The following is a 17,551-nucleotide window of genomic DNA, read 5'->3' on the forward strand; positions in this document are numbered from 1 at the left end:
AGATCTGGGTCCCTAGAGAAAAGTTTGCTCTGAATATTTAGGGTCCAAAGACTGGGCCCTAAATAAAAAATCACTCCGAACGCCTAGGTCCTAGATCCTAGGGCCTTAAATACCATATTGCGCGCGGTACGCTTTGACCGCTGCCAGGTGCTCGCTGTTACCACCCTTCTCTTCGAGGTAAGTAATCAGGTCAGTCAGGCTGACAATCGAGACCACAGCACAGCCGAAATCACGTTCCACTTCCTGAATCGCCGACAGCTCGCCTTTGCCTTTTTCCTGACGGTCAATCGCCACCAATACACCGGCCAGATCCGCGCCGTTATTCTTGATGATCTCCATCGATTCACGAATTGCAGTACCGGCGGTAATGACGTCGTCTACCAGCATGATACGCCCCTGCAGCGGACTGCCGACCAGACTCCCGCCTTCACCGTGGTCTTTGGCTTCTTTACGGTTAAAGCAGTATGGCGTATCCACATCGTGGTGATCCGCCAGCGCGACGGCAGTGGTGGTCGCAATCGGGATGCCTTTGTAGGCCGGGCCAAACAGCACATCGTATTCGATAGCCGAGTCCATCAGCGCTGCGGCATAAAAACGGCCCAGACGCGCTAAATCGCGGCCAGTATTGAACAGACCAGCGTTAAAGAAATAAGGGCTTTTACGGCCTGATTTCAAAGTAAACTCACCAAATTTCAGGACTTCCTTTTCTAGTGCAAACTCAATAAATTCACGCTGGTACGCTTTCATGACTTTCTCTCTTTGATTTAGGTTCTAGGGATTAGGATCCTAGGCCCCAGGTTGGTTGCTTATATATCATCAGCTCCAGAACAACAGGTTCTGGAGTCAATATAATCGTCGACCTTGCCGGTTAAGATCCCAGGCCCCAGGTCCTGAAAACCTTGTGCTAATCGCAGCAAGGACGACGAAAAAAACACAAAAAAATAGCCCCCATAACGGGAGCTATCGATCAATTATTTTCTAACGACGCCTTCTGCGCCGAGACAATGTCTGCAATGCCTTTCTTGGCCACCGCCAGCAAATCCAGCAGTTGCTCATGGCTAAACGGTTCGCCTTCAGCCGTACCCTGGATTTCGATCATGTTACCTTCTTCGGTCATTACCACATTCATGTCGGTGTCAGCAGCCGAGTCTTCAACATATTCCAGATCACACAACACGTCCTGCCCCAGAATACCTACCGACACCGCCGCCACATGGCCTTTCATCGGGTTCTTCTTCAGTTTACCGCTCTCGACCAGCTTATCGAATGCATCCGCCAGAGCCACGCTCGCACCGGAGATAGACGCAGTACGGGTACCGCCGTCAGCCTGAATCACATCACAGTCAACCGTAATCATCAGCTCGCCCATGGCTTTCAGATCCACCACAGCACGCAGGCTGCGCGCGATCAGACGCTGGATTTCCATGGTACGTCCGCCCTGTTTACCGCTCGCCGCTTCACGGCGAGTACGCGAGTGAGTAGCACGCGGCAGCATACCGTATTCAGCGGTTACCCAGCCTTTACCCTGGCCTTTTAGCCAGCGTGGCACGCCTTCTTCTACCGTGGCGTTACACAGCACTTTGGTATTACCAAACTCAACCAGTACAGAGCCTTCTGCATAGGCGGTGTAATGACGAGTAATCTTGATCGGACGAACCTGATCCGCAGCGCGGTTATTTGGACGCATAGGGCCTCTACCTTGTTTGTGTGAACGACGTTTTATGGTTTTACACAACACTTATGGCTGCGAAACGACGCGGAGTTGCAACGACAACCGGTCGAAACGGCGGTTGAACAAAACCGCAGCCGAAGGGTCGAATTTATTGGGGCAAAATTATAGCGGAAATCCTTGCTCAATCACAGAGTCTCTACACCCACTCGGCAACTTTTCTATGCTAGTATTATCGCCAGTTCATTTTTGAATATAAACCAAGGACATTTCGATGATTTACAGCATGACGGCGTACTCACGCAAAGAAGTCAAAGGCGATTGGGGCAGTGCCGTGTGGGAAATCCGCTCGGTCAACCAACGCTATCTGGAGACCTACTTCCGCCTGCCGGAACAGTTCCGTGGCCTGGAGCCAGTGCTGCGTGAGCGTTTCCGTAAGCGTCTGGCGCGCGGTAAAGTCGAATGTCATCTGCGTTATGAAGCCAACCATGCCGCGCAAAGTGAACTGAGCATTAACGAAGACCTGGCCAATCAGGTCATTAAAGCCGCCAGCCAGATCATGCATATGACCGGCGAGCTGAGCCGTATCAACCCGTTCCAGGTCATGCAGTGGCCGGGCGTGATGGAAACGCCTGAGCAGGATATGGACGAAATCAACCAGGCTCTACTGAACGGTTTTGAAGACGCACTGAATGAGTTTATCGAAGCACGCGGCCGTGAAGGCGACAACATGAAAGCCTTGATCGTGCAGCGCCTTGATGCGATCAGTGCCGAAGTGGTCAAAGTTCGCGCGCGGATGCCGGAAATCCTCGACTGGCAGCGTGAACGCCTGCTCACTAAATTCGAAGAAGCTAAAGTCGAACTGGAGCCAACCCGGGTTGAGCAGGAACTGATCCTGCTGGCACAAAAATCCGATGTCGCCGAAGAGCTAGACCGACTCGATTCTCACGTCAAAGAGACGCACAACATCCTCAAAAAAGGTGGCTCGTGCGGTCGCCGTCTCGACTTCATGATGCAAGAGTTCAACCGTGAGTCGAACACTCTGGCGTCAAAATCGATCAGCACTGACATCACCGCCTCCGGTGTGGAACTGAAAGTGCTTATCGAGCAGATGCGTGAGCAGATTCAAAATATAGAATAGATTCCCCTCTACTCCATACACTTCCACAACGCCCTTATTTATAAGGGCTTTTTTATTTTCACCATCCATACACTTCCATAAAATTCATCAAAAGCCATGAACAAACGGGGAGTATCTTGGGTAGCACTTTGCTATTTACTCCCCACCGTAGTATAAATATCACAACATACTCCCCCACTTCTGGAGGGTGATGTCATGATAACTTCGATTAGAGCGATAAATTCAAGGAGATAGAGATGGGGAATCTCACCGTCAACCAAGTTAAGGCGATAGTAAAAGACCAAAAAACGGGTCGTCATGCCGATGGTGATGGTTTCTATCTAATGATTCCTAGAATAGGTCGACCATACTGGATGCTAAGGTACACCCTTTTTAAGAAAAGAAAGGAGGTGACTATTGGCAAGGTCGATGAACTTTCTCTTGCAGATGCAAGGTTGAAAGCATCTGAACTTCGAAAGCAAATCAGCGAAGGGATTAACCCAATTGCAGAAAGAAAACGGAGTAAGCAAGCCGATATACAAATAATCGATGATCTCTTCGAAGACTGGTACAAGGATTTGTCCAAAAGGCTCAAGCATCCCAATATACCTAAGCGTATCTATCAGAAAGAGATCTCTCCACAAATTGGTCAATACACGTTGAAACGTGTCACACCTTTAGATATCCGTAATATCATCCAAATAGTCGCTGACAGTGGCCGTCCAACCACAGCTAACGACACGCTAATGTATTGTAAGCAGCTTTTTAAACACGGTATGAAGATTGGTGTTATTGAGTCTAACCCTGCACTAGCATTTTCTAACTATGATGCTGGTGGCATTGAAGAAAGTCGAGATCGGGTCTTAGAACTGGAAGAGATTAAACATGTTTTTTCCGTCTTCAACCAAAACATTTATAGCTTCAATCGAGACAACTACCTAGCTTGTGCTCTGCTTCTTTGTCTTGGCGTTCGTAAATCAGAGCTAACAGAAGCAAAGTGGACTGAGTTCGATCTAGATAATGCTTTATGGCACCTACCAGCGGAGCGAAGCAAATCTGGCACAGGTTTCACGATTCCGCTTCCGGAGCTGTGCATTAAATGGTTTAAAGAACTACATCAGCGAGCTTGTCGCTCGGAGTACGTCTTCCCAAACAGAAGGGAAAGCAAAGTACCTCACATGGGCAAAGACACACTGAACAGGGCTATTTCAAAGCTATTTGGTCGAGAGCCCGGTCGTAAGGTACAACCACCAAATAAAATGGGCGATATCAAACACTTTGCGGTTCACGATCTACGCCGCACCTGCCGGAGCCTACTCGCTTCAGTAAAAGTTCCTAGCCATATCGCAGAGCGCTGTCTAAATCACAAGTTGAAAGGTGTTGAAGGTATCTATGATCGATATGACTACTTGGAAGAGCGCAAAGAAGCTCTAGAAAAAGTCACCAAGCTAGTAGAGGAAAACATTGCCATTTAAAGCTGGCAACTACATTCGATAACAAGATCAATTGAAAGTGCTATAGCCACGTTGGTAGGAAATTAATGTTGAAAATAAAGGAGGGGGGTTCCTGTAGAAAAATGAAGATGTAGCGTCCCATACAATCTGATTTGCTTGGGCCAGTGCGCACAGTTACATCCTTAATACTTACCCAAATGTTAATCCAACATCTCGTTACTGACCTATTTATCAGCAAAGGTCTTGAATAACAAGAATTTTATCAATGTTTTTAAGTAAGTAACAAAAGTCACAATGATAGTAATGATATATGGTGGCATACTGATAGCTCCATTTTCATTTCTTAGAACATACATGAAAAAAGTCTCGCCTTTGCTACTATCATTTCTGCTGTGCTTTCTTAGTTACTCCCCCCTAGTAGCTGCAACAAATCCATCTTTTTCTCAAGAAACACAGACTAAAACTTCTCAACTACCAACATCTACTCAAAATAATATAGAAGCTGATAATCTTGACTTAACCTTACTCAAGGTTATCGAAAATCAAAAGTCAGCTATATCTAACCTTCAAGAAAAGCAACAACAATTACAAGAGCAGATAGAGAAATCCGAAGGAAGAATGAGTTTTTCTGTCTGGGTTAGCGTGTTATTGGCATGTGTTACCATTATTGTAACTGTGTTTGGTGTGATCGTAGCTATAGTTACTTTCTTTGGGTTTAAAAACGTAAAGGAAAGTGCAATTAAATCAGCGCAAGAACTATCAACTTCTGTAGCCTCAGAAGTCGCCCGAAATGAAGCTAATCAAAAGATTAACGAAGTGGCAAAAAAGGAAATAGCATTTTTGCTAGATAACGGTGAACTTAAGGAACACTTAGAAAGTGCAGTCGACTTAATTGTAAGACGACAAATAAAAGATAACGGATCGAATGGTTTTAGTAAGTACCCTGAGTTAGACCTTGAGGAAGAACAAGCATGAGTAAATCCGCTGAATGGACAAAGCTAAGTCAGTTTCAAAAATCAGTTATTGAGAAACAACACTCTGAAGTACCCGTAAAGCTTGGTCAGATAGCTAAAGATCTAGGTTTAGTGGTAAAGAAAACAACTTTAACTGCCAACATATCAGGTCAAATAAAAGAAGAACAAGATGGTACAGTTAACATAAAAATAAATAGGCACGATGTAAAAACAAGGCAGCGCTATACTCTTGCTCACGAGATTTCACATTTCCTCTTGCATAGGCACCTACTGAAAGATGGCATCACTGATGACGTTTTATATCGTTCGTCTCAATCTACCGCCATAGAGAGAGAAGCAGATAGATTAGCGGCAGACATCATTATGCCGATGGAACATGTTCTAAGACTTAAACAACTTCATGCAACAGATAAAAAGGGAGAATTGTTGTATGAAGCTATAGCGGAAGATATGGCAGTCTCAGCAATTGCGTTAAAAAATCGATTAGGCGTCAAGTAAGGGAGGCATCAATGAATATAAAAATAGCTTCTTACATTCCTTTTATATCTCTCAAGCCAGCAGAAATGGCAGCTCTCGAAGAACTATATGATTGTGAAAAAAATCAGATACTCCCTGCTTTCTCACTAAAACGTTGGGCGACCTGTAAAAGCTTTGACAAATCAATGGATCGCATAGAGAAAGCATTTGGGGAAAGACCATGGATAGCTGATGTTGATGATGATTTCCTCAACTCACTTGAGAGTAGAGCGCAAGAGGAAGGGGCTGCCGAAGTTTTCCTTGAATTTCAGAAACTACTCAAGCCGGATGATGGCTATAAGAACTGGGTAGAATTTATCAAAAAGCATGAACATATCATCCCTACAGTTAGACTTCAGGACTTAGAACAGCTAGACAAACAATTAGACCGACTACTGGAATTAGAAAGAACTATCGTCGTCAGATTAAAAATGGCAGGCAGTCAACCTGTAACAATTCCGGACTTCCATAAGATAATACAAACATTAAGTTCGTATAAACTAGATCAGTTGTTCTTAATACTAGATTACGGTGATCTAACTCGAATCAACCTAATTGAACACCACAAATACACCCAATTCATTCAGGGCGTACATAAGATGCTTCCTAAAGCAACAATCGCTTTTTCTGGAACGTCATTCCCTTATTCTTTTGGTCGTTCTTATCGAGGGGAAGTTTCTATTTTTGAGCGCCTTATTTTCAACAAGATAGTTAAAGATTGTGAAGGAATTAAGTTAGTCTACTCAGACAGAGCAAGTGCTCGTGCTGAAGCTATGGGTGGGGGTGGTGGCTTACCTCCTCCAAGAATTGACTATGCACTAAAAAACGACTGGAGATTCATCAGAAAAGAATTTGATGATGAAAATGAAGACGAAGAAAAAGAAGAGCTCTATCAAGAAGCTGCCCAAGAAATGATAAATTCAGATTATTGGATAAAGGACCTAAAAGCATGGGGGCGACAAATGATTGAGAAGACCGCAGAAGGTAATAAATACGGTATTAACTCAGCCCAAAAAGCAACCGCGGTAAGAATTAACCTTCATCTTTACCAGCAAATTCATTATTTTGAAGAGATAAGTGAGTTAGATACCGAAGAAGATTGGGAAGATTGAAAAAAGGTGTGGCGTCCATTTAAGCGTTCGCCACAATTTTATTTGAGCAGTTCTTAGAGCCAAAGGTCTGATTTAACTCTTCTAAAGCTGAAATGAAGCTATCTATATCAGTAGATGTAAAATCTTTTTTCGGTAATTTTAAATGCTCAAGAGCATCAGGGGTGCTCATGCCGGTTTCCAAATTTTCAAAAAAACTGTCATTTCTTGATTGATAGCGCCCTTTAATGAAGTCTATAGCAGCATTTCGAAGCTTCGACACTGCAACATTGTCCAACACTCTTTCCAAGGTTTTTCTTTTAACATTTGGGCTAGGGATCTGAAGGTTTCTAGACAATTTTTTCAACTCCACAGCGGTCATCATCTCGATAAACGCTTTCCGAGAGTTTACTTCTTTAATACGGCCTTTACGTTTAATCGTAATAACACCTTGGGATATCTCCCAAACTCCAACGTTAGAAGGAGTGAGCTCTAAAGCTTTTACAGTATGCCGAGGAGCTGTAACAACAATCACCTTATCAAAATATTCTTGGTATTTAGACACCTGACCTTCGAGCCTAATCAATGAATCAGAATCACTTTTGACCTCAAATGCAAATAGACGACTTGACTTGATGACAGCCAAGTCAACTCTGCGGGAAAAGTCTCCAACAGTAAATTCATTGATAATTAAATCTTGGGAGTTCAACTTCCAGTTTTCAATTAAGTAATTAATAACATTGGATTTTATTTCCGGCTCCAAGAATGTCTCTACTGCCGACATGACCCACTACCTTGTTTCACTTCCACTAAAACTCTGTTGAAGTATACAAAATAAAACGAGTATTTTCATTCTTGTTCTAAGCCGATTTTGATACCAAAACTAAATCCAAAAATCTTCAGGCATATGTCATCAATGTGAATACCCATCATTGATTCCGACAGGAGCCCGAAATGAATCCCAAAACTTCCGAGTACCAAAAGCAGCAACGCTATCAGGAAAATGAAATCCTAGAGCATGCGGCGGAGATACTGGCAACACGCTACGTGCGTGGTGATGCTCTAACCAATCCTGATGCCACCAAGTCGTAGACGTGGAGCAGAGAAGTCGGTATCAAGACGCGTATACTACTTTCAACAATTAATATTGTATCCTGCCTTACCCATGAAATGTTGAATTTACTATCAAAATTCGGCGAACTTCTTTCCATTCTTATATGCAACTATAAACATTGATTCCTTTGAGCTTTTCCATGTCATTTCAATTTTAAAACCTACATTCTCTAGGAGCGATATGAACCCTTTATTACTTAACATTGACACAGGAGGCGCAAGATTTAATTTTTGCATTATAGAAATGAGAATCTTCAAAATAGGATTAACTTCCAACAAAAGTGGAGTGCTAGATACGAATAGTCCATTATCGTGAAGTAGTTCGTAGATGATCTTTAAAGATGCTTCTACATCATTAACCAAATGTAAAACATTGAGAGCAAGTATAGCATCAAATCTTTCCGCTTCTTCCAACAAGTCTTCTATTGCAACCTGTTTAAAATCAATATTCCTGAGACCTGCTTGTTTTGATTTTTCAATACCATGCTGAACCATTGCTGCTGAGATATCAGTAGCTAGAACATGCTTTACATTCTTTGCATGATAGATAGCTGTTTCTCCGCTACCACACCCCACTTCCAGAATCCTATCCGTCGATGATAATAAATCCTCAGTAATTTTAAGTTTCTTATTATAGGTATTCTTATCCTTTATAGGCTTAGCTATATACTTTTGGGAATTTTTATTCCAGAACTCTTCTGAACTAATCATTTTAACTCTCATTCATTTTTATAACAGTTAACTTCATACAAAAGGCATATATTGTAAATTTCAATTTAAATTACCACTAACTACTTCTAAAAATAAATTCATTGTATGACTCAGAAACTCAAAATCAATAAGCCTGTTTTTTTAAGTAATCATCTCTATTTCTAGAATATTCATCAAATGTCTCTTGGTCGTTATAGAAACAGAATTGATTTTTAAAGTCATTATCTTTAACACACTGATCTAATTTGTATTTTTGCAAATTATTATACACGGCTCGATTAGAGCACCCACTAATAAAAAACAAAAAAATAACTAACAAAATAATTCTCATGAAAAAACCACCTTATAGAAATACAAATTAAAATGTTATATTTATTATTAAAATCCTTTTAATGCAAAACATAAAAATCCGATAAAACATTTATTTATTTTAATTAATCATTCATGCTTAACTTTTCCTAACCACATATATGGCTCGCAAGGTTTGCTAAAAAAATACCCTTGAAGATATGGTACTTTTGCACTTTTAAGTTTAGTATACATCATTTCTGTTTCTACTCCTTCTGCTACAACATTTACACCACTCTCCTCGCAAAACTCACATAACTTAGCAACCAGCTTTAAGCCAAAACTAGTCTCAATAGCCTTTTTAATGAAAGATTTATCGAGTTTTACTTGATAAATTGGCAAATGTAATAAAGTAAGTATTGAAGTGCTACTAACCCCAAAATCATCAATAGAAATTTTGAAACCATAATGATGTAGCGTTATTAATGTCTTAAATATAGCTCTAGAGTCATCAATATCATAAGATTCCGTTATTTCCAATACAATTCTTTCAGGGGACAACCTGAAACGTTTAATTAAACTTTTAACTTCATTAAAAAAGTTAGGGTTCTTAATTTGAAGAATCGAAACGTTAATATTAATTAGTGGTTTTAATTCACTAACTTTATCAAAGTTAACAAGATAATTTAAGGCTTGAGAAAAAACACTCATACCTAGTTTGTTGATATAGCCATTTTTTTCAGCAATTTCAATAAATGTTTCAGGACACACCACACCAAATTTATGATCACTCCATCTAGCTAGAACTTCAAAGCTTATCACTTCCATTGTAATAGAGTTAACTATAGGTTGTACCGCTATATTTATATGTTCAAATTCGACTGCCATCTCTAACGATTCACTTATTAATTGGTACCTTTCACTATTCACTAAAATTTACCTTTAAAATGATTTCATCCTTGCTTATTCCGCTCTAATATAGTACTTAAAACTATACGGTACAGTGACTATTTTTGTATAAGGGTATACATGTTATGAAATGGGGCTCTATTTCTTTTGATTGGAATCAAACACGGGCCTTTCTGGTTACAGCAGAAACAGGGACAATGTCTGCAGCTGCTAGAGCTCTCAAGACAACCCAACCAACATTGAGCCGCCAAATATCCGCACTAGAAGAGCATCTAGGAACCACTTTATTCTATCGATCTGGAAATGAACTGAAGTTGACACGTTCAGGCCAGGATTTATTAGTTATTGCTCGAAAAATGGGAGAAACTGCAGATCAGTTCTCTATATTAGCTAGAGCTAATGCAACAAATGAAGGCGATAAAGTGACTATTTCTACTTGTGAAGTAACAGGCATTTATCGAATGCCTGATATTCTTGATAAATTAATAAAAGTCGATCCTAATATATCAACTGAAATTATTGTCACTAATGATAGCAGTGATCTTATGCAAGGAGAGGCGGATATAGCAATAAGATGCTATAAGCCATCTAATGCAAATCTCATAATAAAAAAACTTGGTAATGAAGTTATTAACTTGTATGGTACACCTCAATATATAGAATCATTATTAAGACTCCCAAGAAAGCAGCTAATTAATGATATGAGAATTATTACGTTCTATGATTACAAGCCTGCATTAGATCATTTAGCAAAATTTAATATCAATTTAAAAAATAGTAATTTTCACATATCAACAGCCTCATTCCCAGCACAGATAATGCTAGCTAAAAGAAGTTTAGGCTTGATTTATTTAGCTAAGGATATAGCTAGTCATGAAACAGAGTTATCTATATTTCCGGAAAGCATAGTGTCTTCTATATCTGTTCCAATCTGGATTGTAAGTAATAAAGAGTTACGCATCAATAAAAAAGTAAAAAAAACTTTTGATTTTATCTCCAACGAATTGATTGATAAATTAAAATATAAAAATATCTAGATGACTTTGTTTCCCTAAATCATGGGAATAAATCACTTGGGTAAAAGGTTTTTAAGTTCCTAAAGTGTATAATCTACTCTATACCGGAATATGTTCTCATCGATATCTTTAAATATACAGAGGAGTCTACAAGATAAAACGCAAGTATGGTTCCAATAATCAATTGTAGCCTGTAGAATATTTAAAAAGATGAGCTAGCGTCTACTAATTCAGTGTCTATTCACCCAAAGCCGCCACCATACACCTCAATCCAAAAATCTTCAGGCATATGTCATCAATGTGAATACCCATCATTGATTCCGACAGGAGCCCGAAATGAATCCCAAAACTTCCGAGTACCAAAAGCAGCAACGCTATCAGGAAAATGAAATCCTAGAGCATGCGGCGGAGATACTGGCAACACGCTACGTGCGTGGTGATGCCCTAACTAACCCTGATGCCACCAAAGAGTATGTACGCTGTAAGCTAGGCAGCCATGAGCGTGAAGTGTTTGCCTTGTTGCTACTGGATAACCAAAACCGACTGATTGAGTTTAAAGAGCTGTTTCAAGGAACGGTGGATGCGGCCAGCGTCTACCCGCGAGAAGTGGTGAAAGCGGTGTTAGAAGTGAATGCCGCAGCGGTGATATTTGCCCATAACCATCCATCCGGTGACTCAACGCCGTCTCAAGCCGATAGACGCATAACCGAAAGACTCAAAGACGCTTTAGCGCTGGTGGATGTGCGAGTGCTCGACCATATCGTGACAGGCGATACCTGCACCTCATTTGCTGAAAGGGGGTGGTTATGATTGGGCAACATTACGGTGATCTTTCTATTGATGATGCTTTACATCAGTCACTAGAAGCACTTCTGAATCGATACACTCTCCCAGAGAACGCCGAGCGACTCGTATTGAACTGCCGCCAAATGAGTTACTACCGACACCGACAAGGTTTGCATCCGATAGAGATACAGCTTAAACGTGAGTCTGCCTCTAGCCCTTGGCTGGTGGTGTTCTTTGCCAGCTTCTCTTATCCCGATGACAACAGCACAACCGTTGAGCCTGAGTTGTACTTTCACCTTGCTAATCGCTGGTGCTATCAACCCGATGCGGGGAGCACGGATTTATCCCACCCAGAGGTACAAGAGCTGCTCTCGGTATGGATGAAAGCCTTTGCTCGTCACCTATCCAGAAACGTCTTTGATGGCGTGCAACTGACGATGGTCGGCACGTTCCAATAATTCTCACTCTGTATTTCTTATTTGAATCCTGAAACAAGGAGGACTCACTATGTCCAAATTAACCTTCACAGCATCATTACTACCTGTGTCAAAGAAACTGCATAAGCTGTTAAGTGAGCAATTCACCGCTCATTTGCTGAGTAATGAAGCTCTGACCACCAGCCGTTATCTGGTGTTTAATTTTCGTGATAAAACATACAGCGCGGATGAAGGCGGCTTCCATCCGGTTGAGATGGCGATTTGCCAAACCTCAACAGGGGAATGGAGCATTGAGTACATCACCGACTTTGCTTATATGGGGAATTACTATCCAGAGCTAGAGCGCAACTTAGATTTTGATTTTCGGGTTGGGCAGTTCTTTGTGGCCTATCGTGGCTGGCTACCGATGCAAGGTAGCCGTGATGCGAAAGAGCTGTATCGGCTATGGGAGAATAACTTTCTTGCCTATGTCGCTACGGACGCCTACAACGAGATAGCCGTCACCCCGCAATAACTCATGACTTCCCTTCTTCTACAAATCATCAAACTTGTCACTGCTCTCATAACGCTGTTCTCCCTTTCCCCGTTCTTCGGTGCCATAGGAGCCCTATCCACTTTAGGGTTTCTGGTGGTGCTACTGATTGGGTTACTGGCGACCATTGCCGAGCTCAGTGATAAGCATAAACCTCGTTAATGTTAATTAATTCACACTTTTATGAAACGAATTGATTGCATTTTAACCGTTGGACATTATGTGTCTGACCCACCTCTATTCTCCCGACATTAAATGTCCGACTCCGGTGTGGAGCTTTGATGTATTGAGAGCGTAGTCATGAGCAATAAAACCAGCATTGAAGGGTTATCCGCTTTGCTGCACACGCTGATGCTTATTCCTCAACATCGATGGATTACCGTTAGGGAGTTGCAGCAGCAGTTAGCCCTACTCGATATCCACCGCACCACGCGCAGCATTAAACGCTACCTCGATGACATCATTGTGGACGTGTTTAACGTGGAGTGTGATTCGATGAGCATGCCCCATGTTTATCGGAAAACCTCAGAGCAATTACTGAAACTCAACAAGCAGGAAATGCTCTATTGGCAACTGACCAACAAGTACTTACTGCCGCTGGTTCCTGATGCACTGAATCATGGGCAAGGTCGCTCCTCGGAGAGAGACAAACCCTTGTCCCACAAGGGTTCATCACATTCAAAAGAGCAAGAATGGTTAGCAAAAGTACATGTGGCTTTGCCCACTATTCGCGAGTGGAATGACGAGCAACGGCAAGTGTTGAATGCGGTACATACGGCATTACTGCACAACCGTATGCTCAAGATATCGAGCCAAGTATTGCAGCAAGAGAAGGCGCTCATTGAGCCACTGGGACTCTCGGTTCAGTGTGACGCGCTCTTGCTGCTCTTTCGATTATCCGGTCAACACACGATACGCACCCTCGCCTTGCCTCTGATTGATGAGGCCAGTGTATCGACGTTTTCTTTTACCTATCCCACTGATTTCAATCTTGAGCAGTTCATGCGTGAACATGTTGAAATCCGTGCATCCCAAATTTAACTCACCAATATGGAGAGATACCCATGAACACTCTAATTCGAACCATCATGATGGCCCTATTGCTATTCAGTATTACGGCTTGCAGCGAGCAAGATGCAGCGCAAACCGTTACCGCCGATGTTGAAGTATCTATATCCAGCAACCCTCATTGGGGAACACTGGTCTTTGATATTCAAGCTATCACAGACAGCACAGTAATAACCGGTGTGGTCATCAATCGAGGCAACTGCCGCCTACCCGTAGGCACGACCTCTGAACTATCTAGAAATGTTCAATTGAAGTTCGGTGAAACCTATACCGGATATAGCAACAACTGCACCGTGGACAGCGTGAAAGAAATCGAAGTCACTTCCAGTGCAGGCACCTTCATCTACACCTTTTAATTTCCAATTCCTCAATAACACACTCAACCAACTCGTAAGGATCAACTATGAGCAAGTCAACTCGACTCATCGCGACAGCGTTAGTTTTATCTTCTTCTTCCGCCTTTGCTGGTGGAACACTGGGTGGTAACCCATCCGCAGATTCGGGAGCCGTGAACGTCAATGTAGGCAAATGCACTCAATACAAAATGGATGTGAAAGCGGCGCAGCAGGAAGGTAAGGACGTAGCGAGCATCACCGTTCCTGAAGGCTGTGAAGCCATCAAAGAAAAGTAATACCACCTGCGAAGGTGAAAGACGAGAATGGGGAGCAATTACGCTCCCCATTCTTTTTTTGCTGCTATGCACAAGCTGCACAATCAATAAGCCATCCTTCTAAACTCGTTTTTGGACACAAATCAGTTTCGGAAAATCTAACATTAGCAAAACATGAATAACTACAGACATGGTAAATGGCCAAATTCGGCCGAGTTGAGGAGCGCTATATGTGGTTCTTTGGTATCCGTTCAATACTCAGCAGGTCATGGACGGATACTTTAAATTCGTGACTGATATGTGGATTGTGAAGTGTGAAGGAGCGTAATGCCTATATCTCGAATGAGTGTTATATTCGATGGTTATATGCATCTTATATCTTTTTATATCTAGGAAAGCACATGTTACAGATAAACCCAGAGGGGTATGATTTTACAGCAACTCCAATATTGGATGACTTAGTTAAGCGTTTGAACGAGTCATCCTTGGAGCTTGACGGCGCTCAGCTATTTGTCGACTTTCCTCTATATAAGGGGAGTGAAGATAACCTCATTATTTCGCAGCTTATCCTTGTTAGTTCAAAGTACGGTATTTGGTCTCTGCATACGACAGATGCGAACTCGTACAGTAAGGGTAAGTTGACTCATGCAGATGATGAACTTCTAGAAGTTGCCAATAACGTTTTTGCGAGGCTAATTAGGAATAAACGTCTATCTAGTGGTTTCAATCAACTTAAGGTTCCATTTAGCACCTTACTTTATGCCCCTCATTTTGAGGAAGAAGAGTTAGCAGCCATAGAGTTGAAGAATGTACATGCTCTGAATTTCCACGATGTTGAGCAAATGATAAGCGAGAGTGAAGTTGCGATTGATGATAATGTTTTCTTGGAAAGTATCTCGACGATTCAAGGAGCTAAAGGACTTTGGAAGCCAGAAGATAGAAATCTAACTGGTTTTGACGAAAATTCTAAAGTTGCCAAAATTAGTCAAATAGAGTCGCAGATATTACTTTTTGATAAAGATCAGCAAGAGGGCTACATTCCTGCACTATCTGGGCCTCAGAGGATAAGAGGTCTTGCGGGATCAGGTAAAACGGTAGTACTTGCAATGAAAGCGGCTATAACGTTAATCCGCGCAGAATCAGAACAAAGTAAAATACTGTATACCTTTTCAACAAAAAGCCTCTATCAACACGTGCAACGTTTGATCCAAAGGTTTTATCGAGAGTTTGATGATGACTTGAGCAACCTAGATCGAGTTGCAATTAAACACTCTTGGGGTGGGCGCACAAATGATGGCGTTTATTGGGAAGCTTGTAATGCATTTAACCATCGATTCCTTACTTATCCAGAGGCAATGAAATATAAACCTCACGATATGGATCCGTTTGAATTTGCGTGTAAAGACTTGCTTGATAATGTAGAAATCTCCCCTATTTACGACTATGTGTTTGTTGATGAAGCACAAGATTACAATAAGTACTTCTTGAGATTGTGCACTAAGTTAGCGAAGAACAAACAAGCTACATTTGGTGCTGATGTTTTTCAGAATATTTTTCAAAGCCAAGTACCTACAGCTGCACAGATCTATGATGATGGGACACAATTCATCAAAGAGAAATACTTAAACGTTTGTTATAGAACACCACTAGCAACGCTAGTTTGTGCTCATAGCGTAGGTCTTGGGGTTTACGGTAAGCAAGTTCAGAAAATCGAAACCGTGGAGCACTGGAAGTCGCTTGGATATCAGGTCATTGGCAAAGATGAAGGGGCTTTTCAAGAGAAAGAAGATGTTCATGTATTGAGAGATGAAAGTCATTCTCCAACACTGGCAGACCAAGAGGCACGTAACTTAATCTTAATGCATAAAGCTGCAAACATGGATGCAGAGGTTAATGAAGTTGCTCGACGCATCATAAATGATGTTAGAAGCGAGGGGTTATCGCCTGAAGATATTCTAGTCATGTGTGCCGATGACTACAGATGTAAAAGGTATTTTAATCGACTTACTGACATATTGTCGGAGCATGAAATTTATACGAATAACATTCATGCGGAGAAGTATTCAATAAGCGACTTCCGCGTTAAAGGTCGAGTTACACTAAGTACAATCCATAAAGCTAAAGGCAACGAAGCTTATTCAGTTTACCTAATGGGTACTGATTTTCTCTCTTACAACCTTAATGTAAGAAATAGAAACCTTATCTTTACAGCTTTAACACGAACCAAGGGTTGGATCTGTATTACGGGGGTTGGAGAAATTGTAGATGGGCTTTTTGGGGAGATAGAAACTGCTATCGGCAACCTTCCTAGCATTAAGTTTAAATACCCATCAGCGCTTGAGGGACAGGACATTGAACATGATCTACAGATGGCTGAGTCAGTTAGCCAAAAAGATATTGATAGCATAAAACAGCTAGCAGCAAAGTTCGGGTCTTTTGAGAAAATGCAGGAATACTTGGCTGAAAGCGAAGGTAGAAAAGGGAAGAAATAATGGACGTTGGTTCTGGTGCATCGTTAAAGCTAACCAAGCGAGTTTTAGATGAACTGGGGATCCTAGACCAATACAACCCCATGATTCATTTTCCTGAGAACTACGTTGCGGAGCTGCGAGGAAAAAACTACAGAGAGCAATGGGAGACCTATATAAAAAGCTATTGGTATCATTTTGTACTCGCAGATGGCTCATTACTCATTTATGAAGAAGATAGCTTCAGGTTTTTAATGGCTCCTCTCCGATTACCTACTCGTGAAGATTTTCTGCATGAAGAGTTTGGAGACATATGGGACGAAGAATTCACTGAAGATGATAAAAATCAGTACTTATCGTCATCGGAATTTTCGATCGCATATCAAAATTTTGTAGACAGCACGGCGACGTATAGCCCCTATACCCCCGTTAGGTATGACATGAGTCTTGATAAAAATGAGTATTGCCGTCTAACACACCCTGCATTCCACTTACATATAGGCTTTGAAAATAACTCCAGAATACCTGTTAAAGTAAAGATGACGCCATTTTCATTTACTATGTTTATTCTATCCACCTTCTATCCTAAAGAATGGAAGCGTATTTTTAATGAAGGAATGCTTTCCGACAAAGAGAAGAGCAAAGTTAAATCGAGGTTAGAGACCATTGTACATATAGACAATGAACTTTGGTGCAACGAGCACGAGGAAATCAGAGCTTACATCGGATAAATATAGGGAGGTCGCTTGACCTCCTTTTTTATAATCCATGACGAGCATTGGCTCTAAGCAA

General features: G+C 41.6%; 20 protein-coding genes. 15 read left to right on the forward strand and 5 right to left on the reverse strand.

The window, feature by feature from the left end; genetic code table 11:
• Positions 1-105: 105 nt before the first annotated feature.
• Complete coding sequence (gene pyrE, locus KNV97_RS18040) at positions 106-747, reverse strand: orotate phosphoribosyltransferase (protein ID WP_136487216.1); 642 nt, start codon at positions 745-747, stop codon at positions 106-108.
• A gap of 220 nt (positions 748-967) precedes the next feature.
• A complete protein-coding gene (gene rph, locus KNV97_RS18045) occupies positions 968-1,687 on the reverse strand; it encodes a ribonuclease PH (RefSeq protein WP_136487217.1) in 720 nt (239 codons plus the stop codon).
• Between the two features lie 256 nt (positions 1,688-1,943).
• On the opposite strand from rph, the gene KNV97_RS18050 reads away from it, so the two are divergent.
• The 5 genes from KNV97_RS18050 to KNV97_RS18070 all read left to right on the forward strand — a co-directional run bounded on the left by KNV97_RS18050 (position 1,944) and on the right by KNV97_RS18070 (position 6,845).
• Positions 1,944-2,810, forward strand: a complete 867-nt coding sequence (locus KNV97_RS18050) for a YicC/YloC family endoribonuclease (protein WP_136487218.1) — start codon at positions 1,944-1,946, stop codon at positions 2,808-2,810.
• 236 nt (positions 2,811-3,046) lie between these two features.
• Entirely contained in the window at positions 3,047-4,264 is a 1,218-nt protein-coding gene (locus KNV97_RS18055) for a tyrosine-type recombinase/integrase (RefSeq protein ID WP_218562509.1), read from the forward strand.
• A gap of 333 nt (positions 4,265-4,597) precedes the next feature.
• Positions 4,598-5,218: a hypothetical protein gene (locus KNV97_RS18060; protein ID WP_218562510.1), complete on the forward strand. Its 621-nt coding sequence runs from the start codon at positions 4,598-4,600 to the stop codon at positions 5,216-5,218.
• Positions 5,215-5,715 (forward strand): ImmA/IrrE family metallo-endopeptidase, encoded by a 501-nt coding sequence (locus tag KNV97_RS18065; protein ID WP_021704608.1) that lies wholly within the window; start codon positions 5,215-5,217, stop codon positions 5,713-5,715. Before KNV97_RS18060 ends, KNV97_RS18065 begins: the two co-directional genes overlap by 4 nt.
• Before the next feature lie 11 nt (positions 5,716-5,726).
• On the forward strand, positions 5,727-6,845 hold the full coding sequence (locus KNV97_RS18070) for a beta family protein (RefSeq protein WP_218562511.1): 1,119 nt from the start codon (positions 5,727-5,729) through the stop codon (positions 6,843-6,845).
• Between the two features lie 19 nt (positions 6,846-6,864).
• On the opposite strand, the gene KNV97_RS18075 is transcribed toward KNV97_RS18070, so the two are convergent.
• Positions 6,865-7,605: a sce7726 family protein gene (locus KNV97_RS18075; RefSeq protein ID WP_218562512.1), complete on the reverse strand. Its 741-nt coding sequence runs from the start codon at positions 7,603-7,605 to the stop codon at positions 6,865-6,867.
• A gap of 170 nt (positions 7,606-7,775) precedes the next feature.
• Here KNV97_RS18075 and KNV97_RS18080 point away from each other — a divergent pair, with 170 nt between their 5' ends.
• Positions 7,776-7,913: a hypothetical protein gene (locus KNV97_RS18080; protein ID WP_218563466.1), complete on the forward strand. Its 138-nt coding sequence runs from the start codon at positions 7,776-7,778 to the stop codon at positions 7,911-7,913.
• 93 nt (positions 7,914-8,006) lie between these two features.
• On the opposite strand, the gene KNV97_RS18085 is transcribed toward KNV97_RS18080, so the two are convergent.
• Positions 8,007-8,645, reverse strand: coding sequence for a class I SAM-dependent methyltransferase (locus tag KNV97_RS18085; protein WP_218562513.1), 639 nt, complete (start codon positions 8,643-8,645; stop codon positions 8,007-8,009).
• A 438-nt stretch (positions 8,646-9,083) separates the two neighbouring features.
• Positions 9,084-9,821 (reverse strand): EAL domain-containing protein, encoded by a 738-nt coding sequence (locus tag KNV97_RS18090; RefSeq protein WP_218562514.1) that lies wholly within the window; start codon positions 9,819-9,821, stop codon positions 9,084-9,086.
• Between the two features lie 146 nt (positions 9,822-9,967).
• Between KNV97_RS18090 and KNV97_RS18095 the strand changes: the two genes are divergently transcribed.
• The 9 genes from KNV97_RS18095 (at position 9,968) to KNV97_RS18135 (ending at position 17,490) form a co-directional block, all read left to right on the forward strand.
• Positions 9,968-10,879, forward strand: coding sequence for a LysR family transcriptional regulator (locus KNV97_RS18095; RefSeq protein WP_218562515.1), 912 nt, complete (start codon positions 9,968-9,970; stop codon positions 10,877-10,879).
• A gap of 315 nt (positions 10,880-11,194) precedes the next feature.
• Positions 11,195-11,668, forward strand: a complete 474-nt coding sequence (gene radC, locus KNV97_RS18100) for a RadC family protein (RefSeq protein ID WP_218562516.1) — start codon at positions 11,195-11,197, stop codon at positions 11,666-11,668.
• Entirely contained in the window at positions 11,665-12,102 is a 438-nt protein-coding gene (locus tag KNV97_RS18105) for a DUF2787 domain-containing protein (RefSeq protein ID WP_218562517.1), read from the forward strand. Before radC ends, KNV97_RS18105 begins: the two co-directional genes overlap by 4 nt.
• Positions 12,103-12,151: 49 nt before the next feature.
• Entirely contained in the window at positions 12,152-12,595 is a 444-nt protein-coding gene (locus KNV97_RS18110) for a DUF2787 domain-containing protein (RefSeq protein WP_218562518.1), read from the forward strand.
• Positions 12,596-12,913: 318 nt separating this feature from the next.
• Positions 12,914-13,654, forward strand: a complete 741-nt coding sequence (locus KNV97_RS18115) for a WYL domain-containing protein (RefSeq protein ID WP_218562519.1) — start codon at positions 12,914-12,916, stop codon at positions 13,652-13,654.
• 23 nt (positions 13,655-13,677) lie between these two features.
• Complete coding sequence (locus tag KNV97_RS18120; protein WP_218562520.1) at positions 13,678-14,037, forward strand: hypothetical protein; 360 nt, start codon at positions 13,678-13,680, stop codon at positions 14,035-14,037.
• A gap of 47 nt (positions 14,038-14,084) precedes the next feature.
• Positions 14,085-14,312 (forward strand): hypothetical protein, encoded by a 228-nt coding sequence (locus KNV97_RS18125; RefSeq protein WP_218562521.1) that lies wholly within the window; start codon positions 14,085-14,087, stop codon positions 14,310-14,312.
• Positions 14,313-14,692: 380 nt separating this feature from the next.
• Positions 14,693-16,783, forward strand: coding sequence for a DEAD/DEAH box helicase (locus tag KNV97_RS18130; protein ID WP_029823999.1), 2,091 nt, complete (start codon positions 14,693-14,695; stop codon positions 16,781-16,783).
• On the forward strand, positions 16,783-17,490 hold the full coding sequence (locus KNV97_RS18135; RefSeq protein ID WP_218562522.1) for a DUF2290 domain-containing protein: 708 nt from the start codon (positions 16,783-16,785) through the stop codon (positions 17,488-17,490). The genes KNV97_RS18130 and KNV97_RS18135 overlap by 1 nt, the downstream gene beginning before the upstream one ends.
• Positions 17,491-17,551 lie beyond the last annotated feature (61 nt).

Origin of the sequence: Vibrio ostreae (genome assembly GCF_019226825.1) — a bacterium.
In the GTDB taxonomy this organism is placed as follows: domain Bacteria; phylum Pseudomonadota; class Gammaproteobacteria; order Enterobacterales; family Vibrionaceae; genus Vibrio; species Vibrio ostreae.

Coding starts and splice junctions, on each gene's coding strand:
- pyrE (WP_136487216.1), bottom strand. CDS start 747: ATGAAAGCGTACCAGCGTGAATTTATTGAGTTTGCACTAGAAAAGGAA.
- rph (WP_136487217.1), bottom strand. CDS start 1,687: ATGCGTCCAAATAACCGCGCTGCGGATCAGGTTCGTCCGATCAAGATT.
- KNV97_RS18050 (WP_136487218.1), top strand. CDS start 1,944: ATGATTTACAGCATGACGGCGTACTCACGCAAAGAAGTCAAAGGCGAT.
- KNV97_RS18055 (WP_218562509.1), top strand. CDS start 3,047: ATGGGGAATCTCACCGTCAACCAAGTTAAGGCGATAGTAAAAGACCAA.
- KNV97_RS18060 (WP_218562510.1), top strand. CDS start 4,598: ATGAAAAAAGTCTCGCCTTTGCTACTATCATTTCTGCTGTGCTTTCTT.
- KNV97_RS18065 (WP_021704608.1), top strand. CDS start 5,215: ATGAGTAAATCCGCTGAATGGACAAAGCTAAGTCAGTTTCAAAAATCA.
- KNV97_RS18070 (WP_218562511.1), top strand. CDS start 5,727: ATGAATATAAAAATAGCTTCTTACATTCCTTTTATATCTCTCAAGCCA.
- KNV97_RS18075 (WP_218562512.1), bottom strand. CDS start 7,605: ATGTCGGCAGTAGAGACATTCTTGGAGCCGGAAATAAAATCCAATGTT.
- KNV97_RS18080 (WP_218563466.1), top strand. CDS start 7,776: ATGAATCCCAAAACTTCCGAGTACCAAAAGCAGCAACGCTATCAGGAA.
- KNV97_RS18085 (WP_218562513.1), bottom strand. CDS start 8,645: ATGATTAGTTCAGAAGAGTTCTGGAATAAAAATTCCCAAAAGTATATA.
- KNV97_RS18090 (WP_218562514.1), bottom strand. CDS start 9,821: ATGGCAGTCGAATTTGAACATATAAATATAGCGGTACAACCTATAGTT.
- KNV97_RS18095 (WP_218562515.1), top strand. CDS start 9,968: ATGAAATGGGGCTCTATTTCTTTTGATTGGAATCAAACACGGGCCTTT.
- radC (WP_218562516.1), top strand. CDS start 11,195: ATGAATCCCAAAACTTCCGAGTACCAAAAGCAGCAACGCTATCAGGAA.
- KNV97_RS18105 (WP_218562517.1), top strand. CDS start 11,665: ATGATTGGGCAACATTACGGTGATCTTTCTATTGATGATGCTTTACAT.
- KNV97_RS18110 (WP_218562518.1), top strand. CDS start 12,152: ATGTCCAAATTAACCTTCACAGCATCATTACTACCTGTGTCAAAGAAA.
- KNV97_RS18115 (WP_218562519.1), top strand. CDS start 12,914: ATGAGCAATAAAACCAGCATTGAAGGGTTATCCGCTTTGCTGCACACG.
- KNV97_RS18120 (WP_218562520.1), top strand. CDS start 13,678: ATGAACACTCTAATTCGAACCATCATGATGGCCCTATTGCTATTCAGT.
- KNV97_RS18125 (WP_218562521.1), top strand. CDS start 14,085: ATGAGCAAGTCAACTCGACTCATCGCGACAGCGTTAGTTTTATCTTCT.
- KNV97_RS18130 (WP_029823999.1), top strand. CDS start 14,693: ATGTTACAGATAAACCCAGAGGGGTATGATTTTACAGCAACTCCAATA.
- KNV97_RS18135 (WP_218562522.1), top strand. CDS start 16,783: ATGGACGTTGGTTCTGGTGCATCGTTAAAGCTAACCAAGCGAGTTTTA.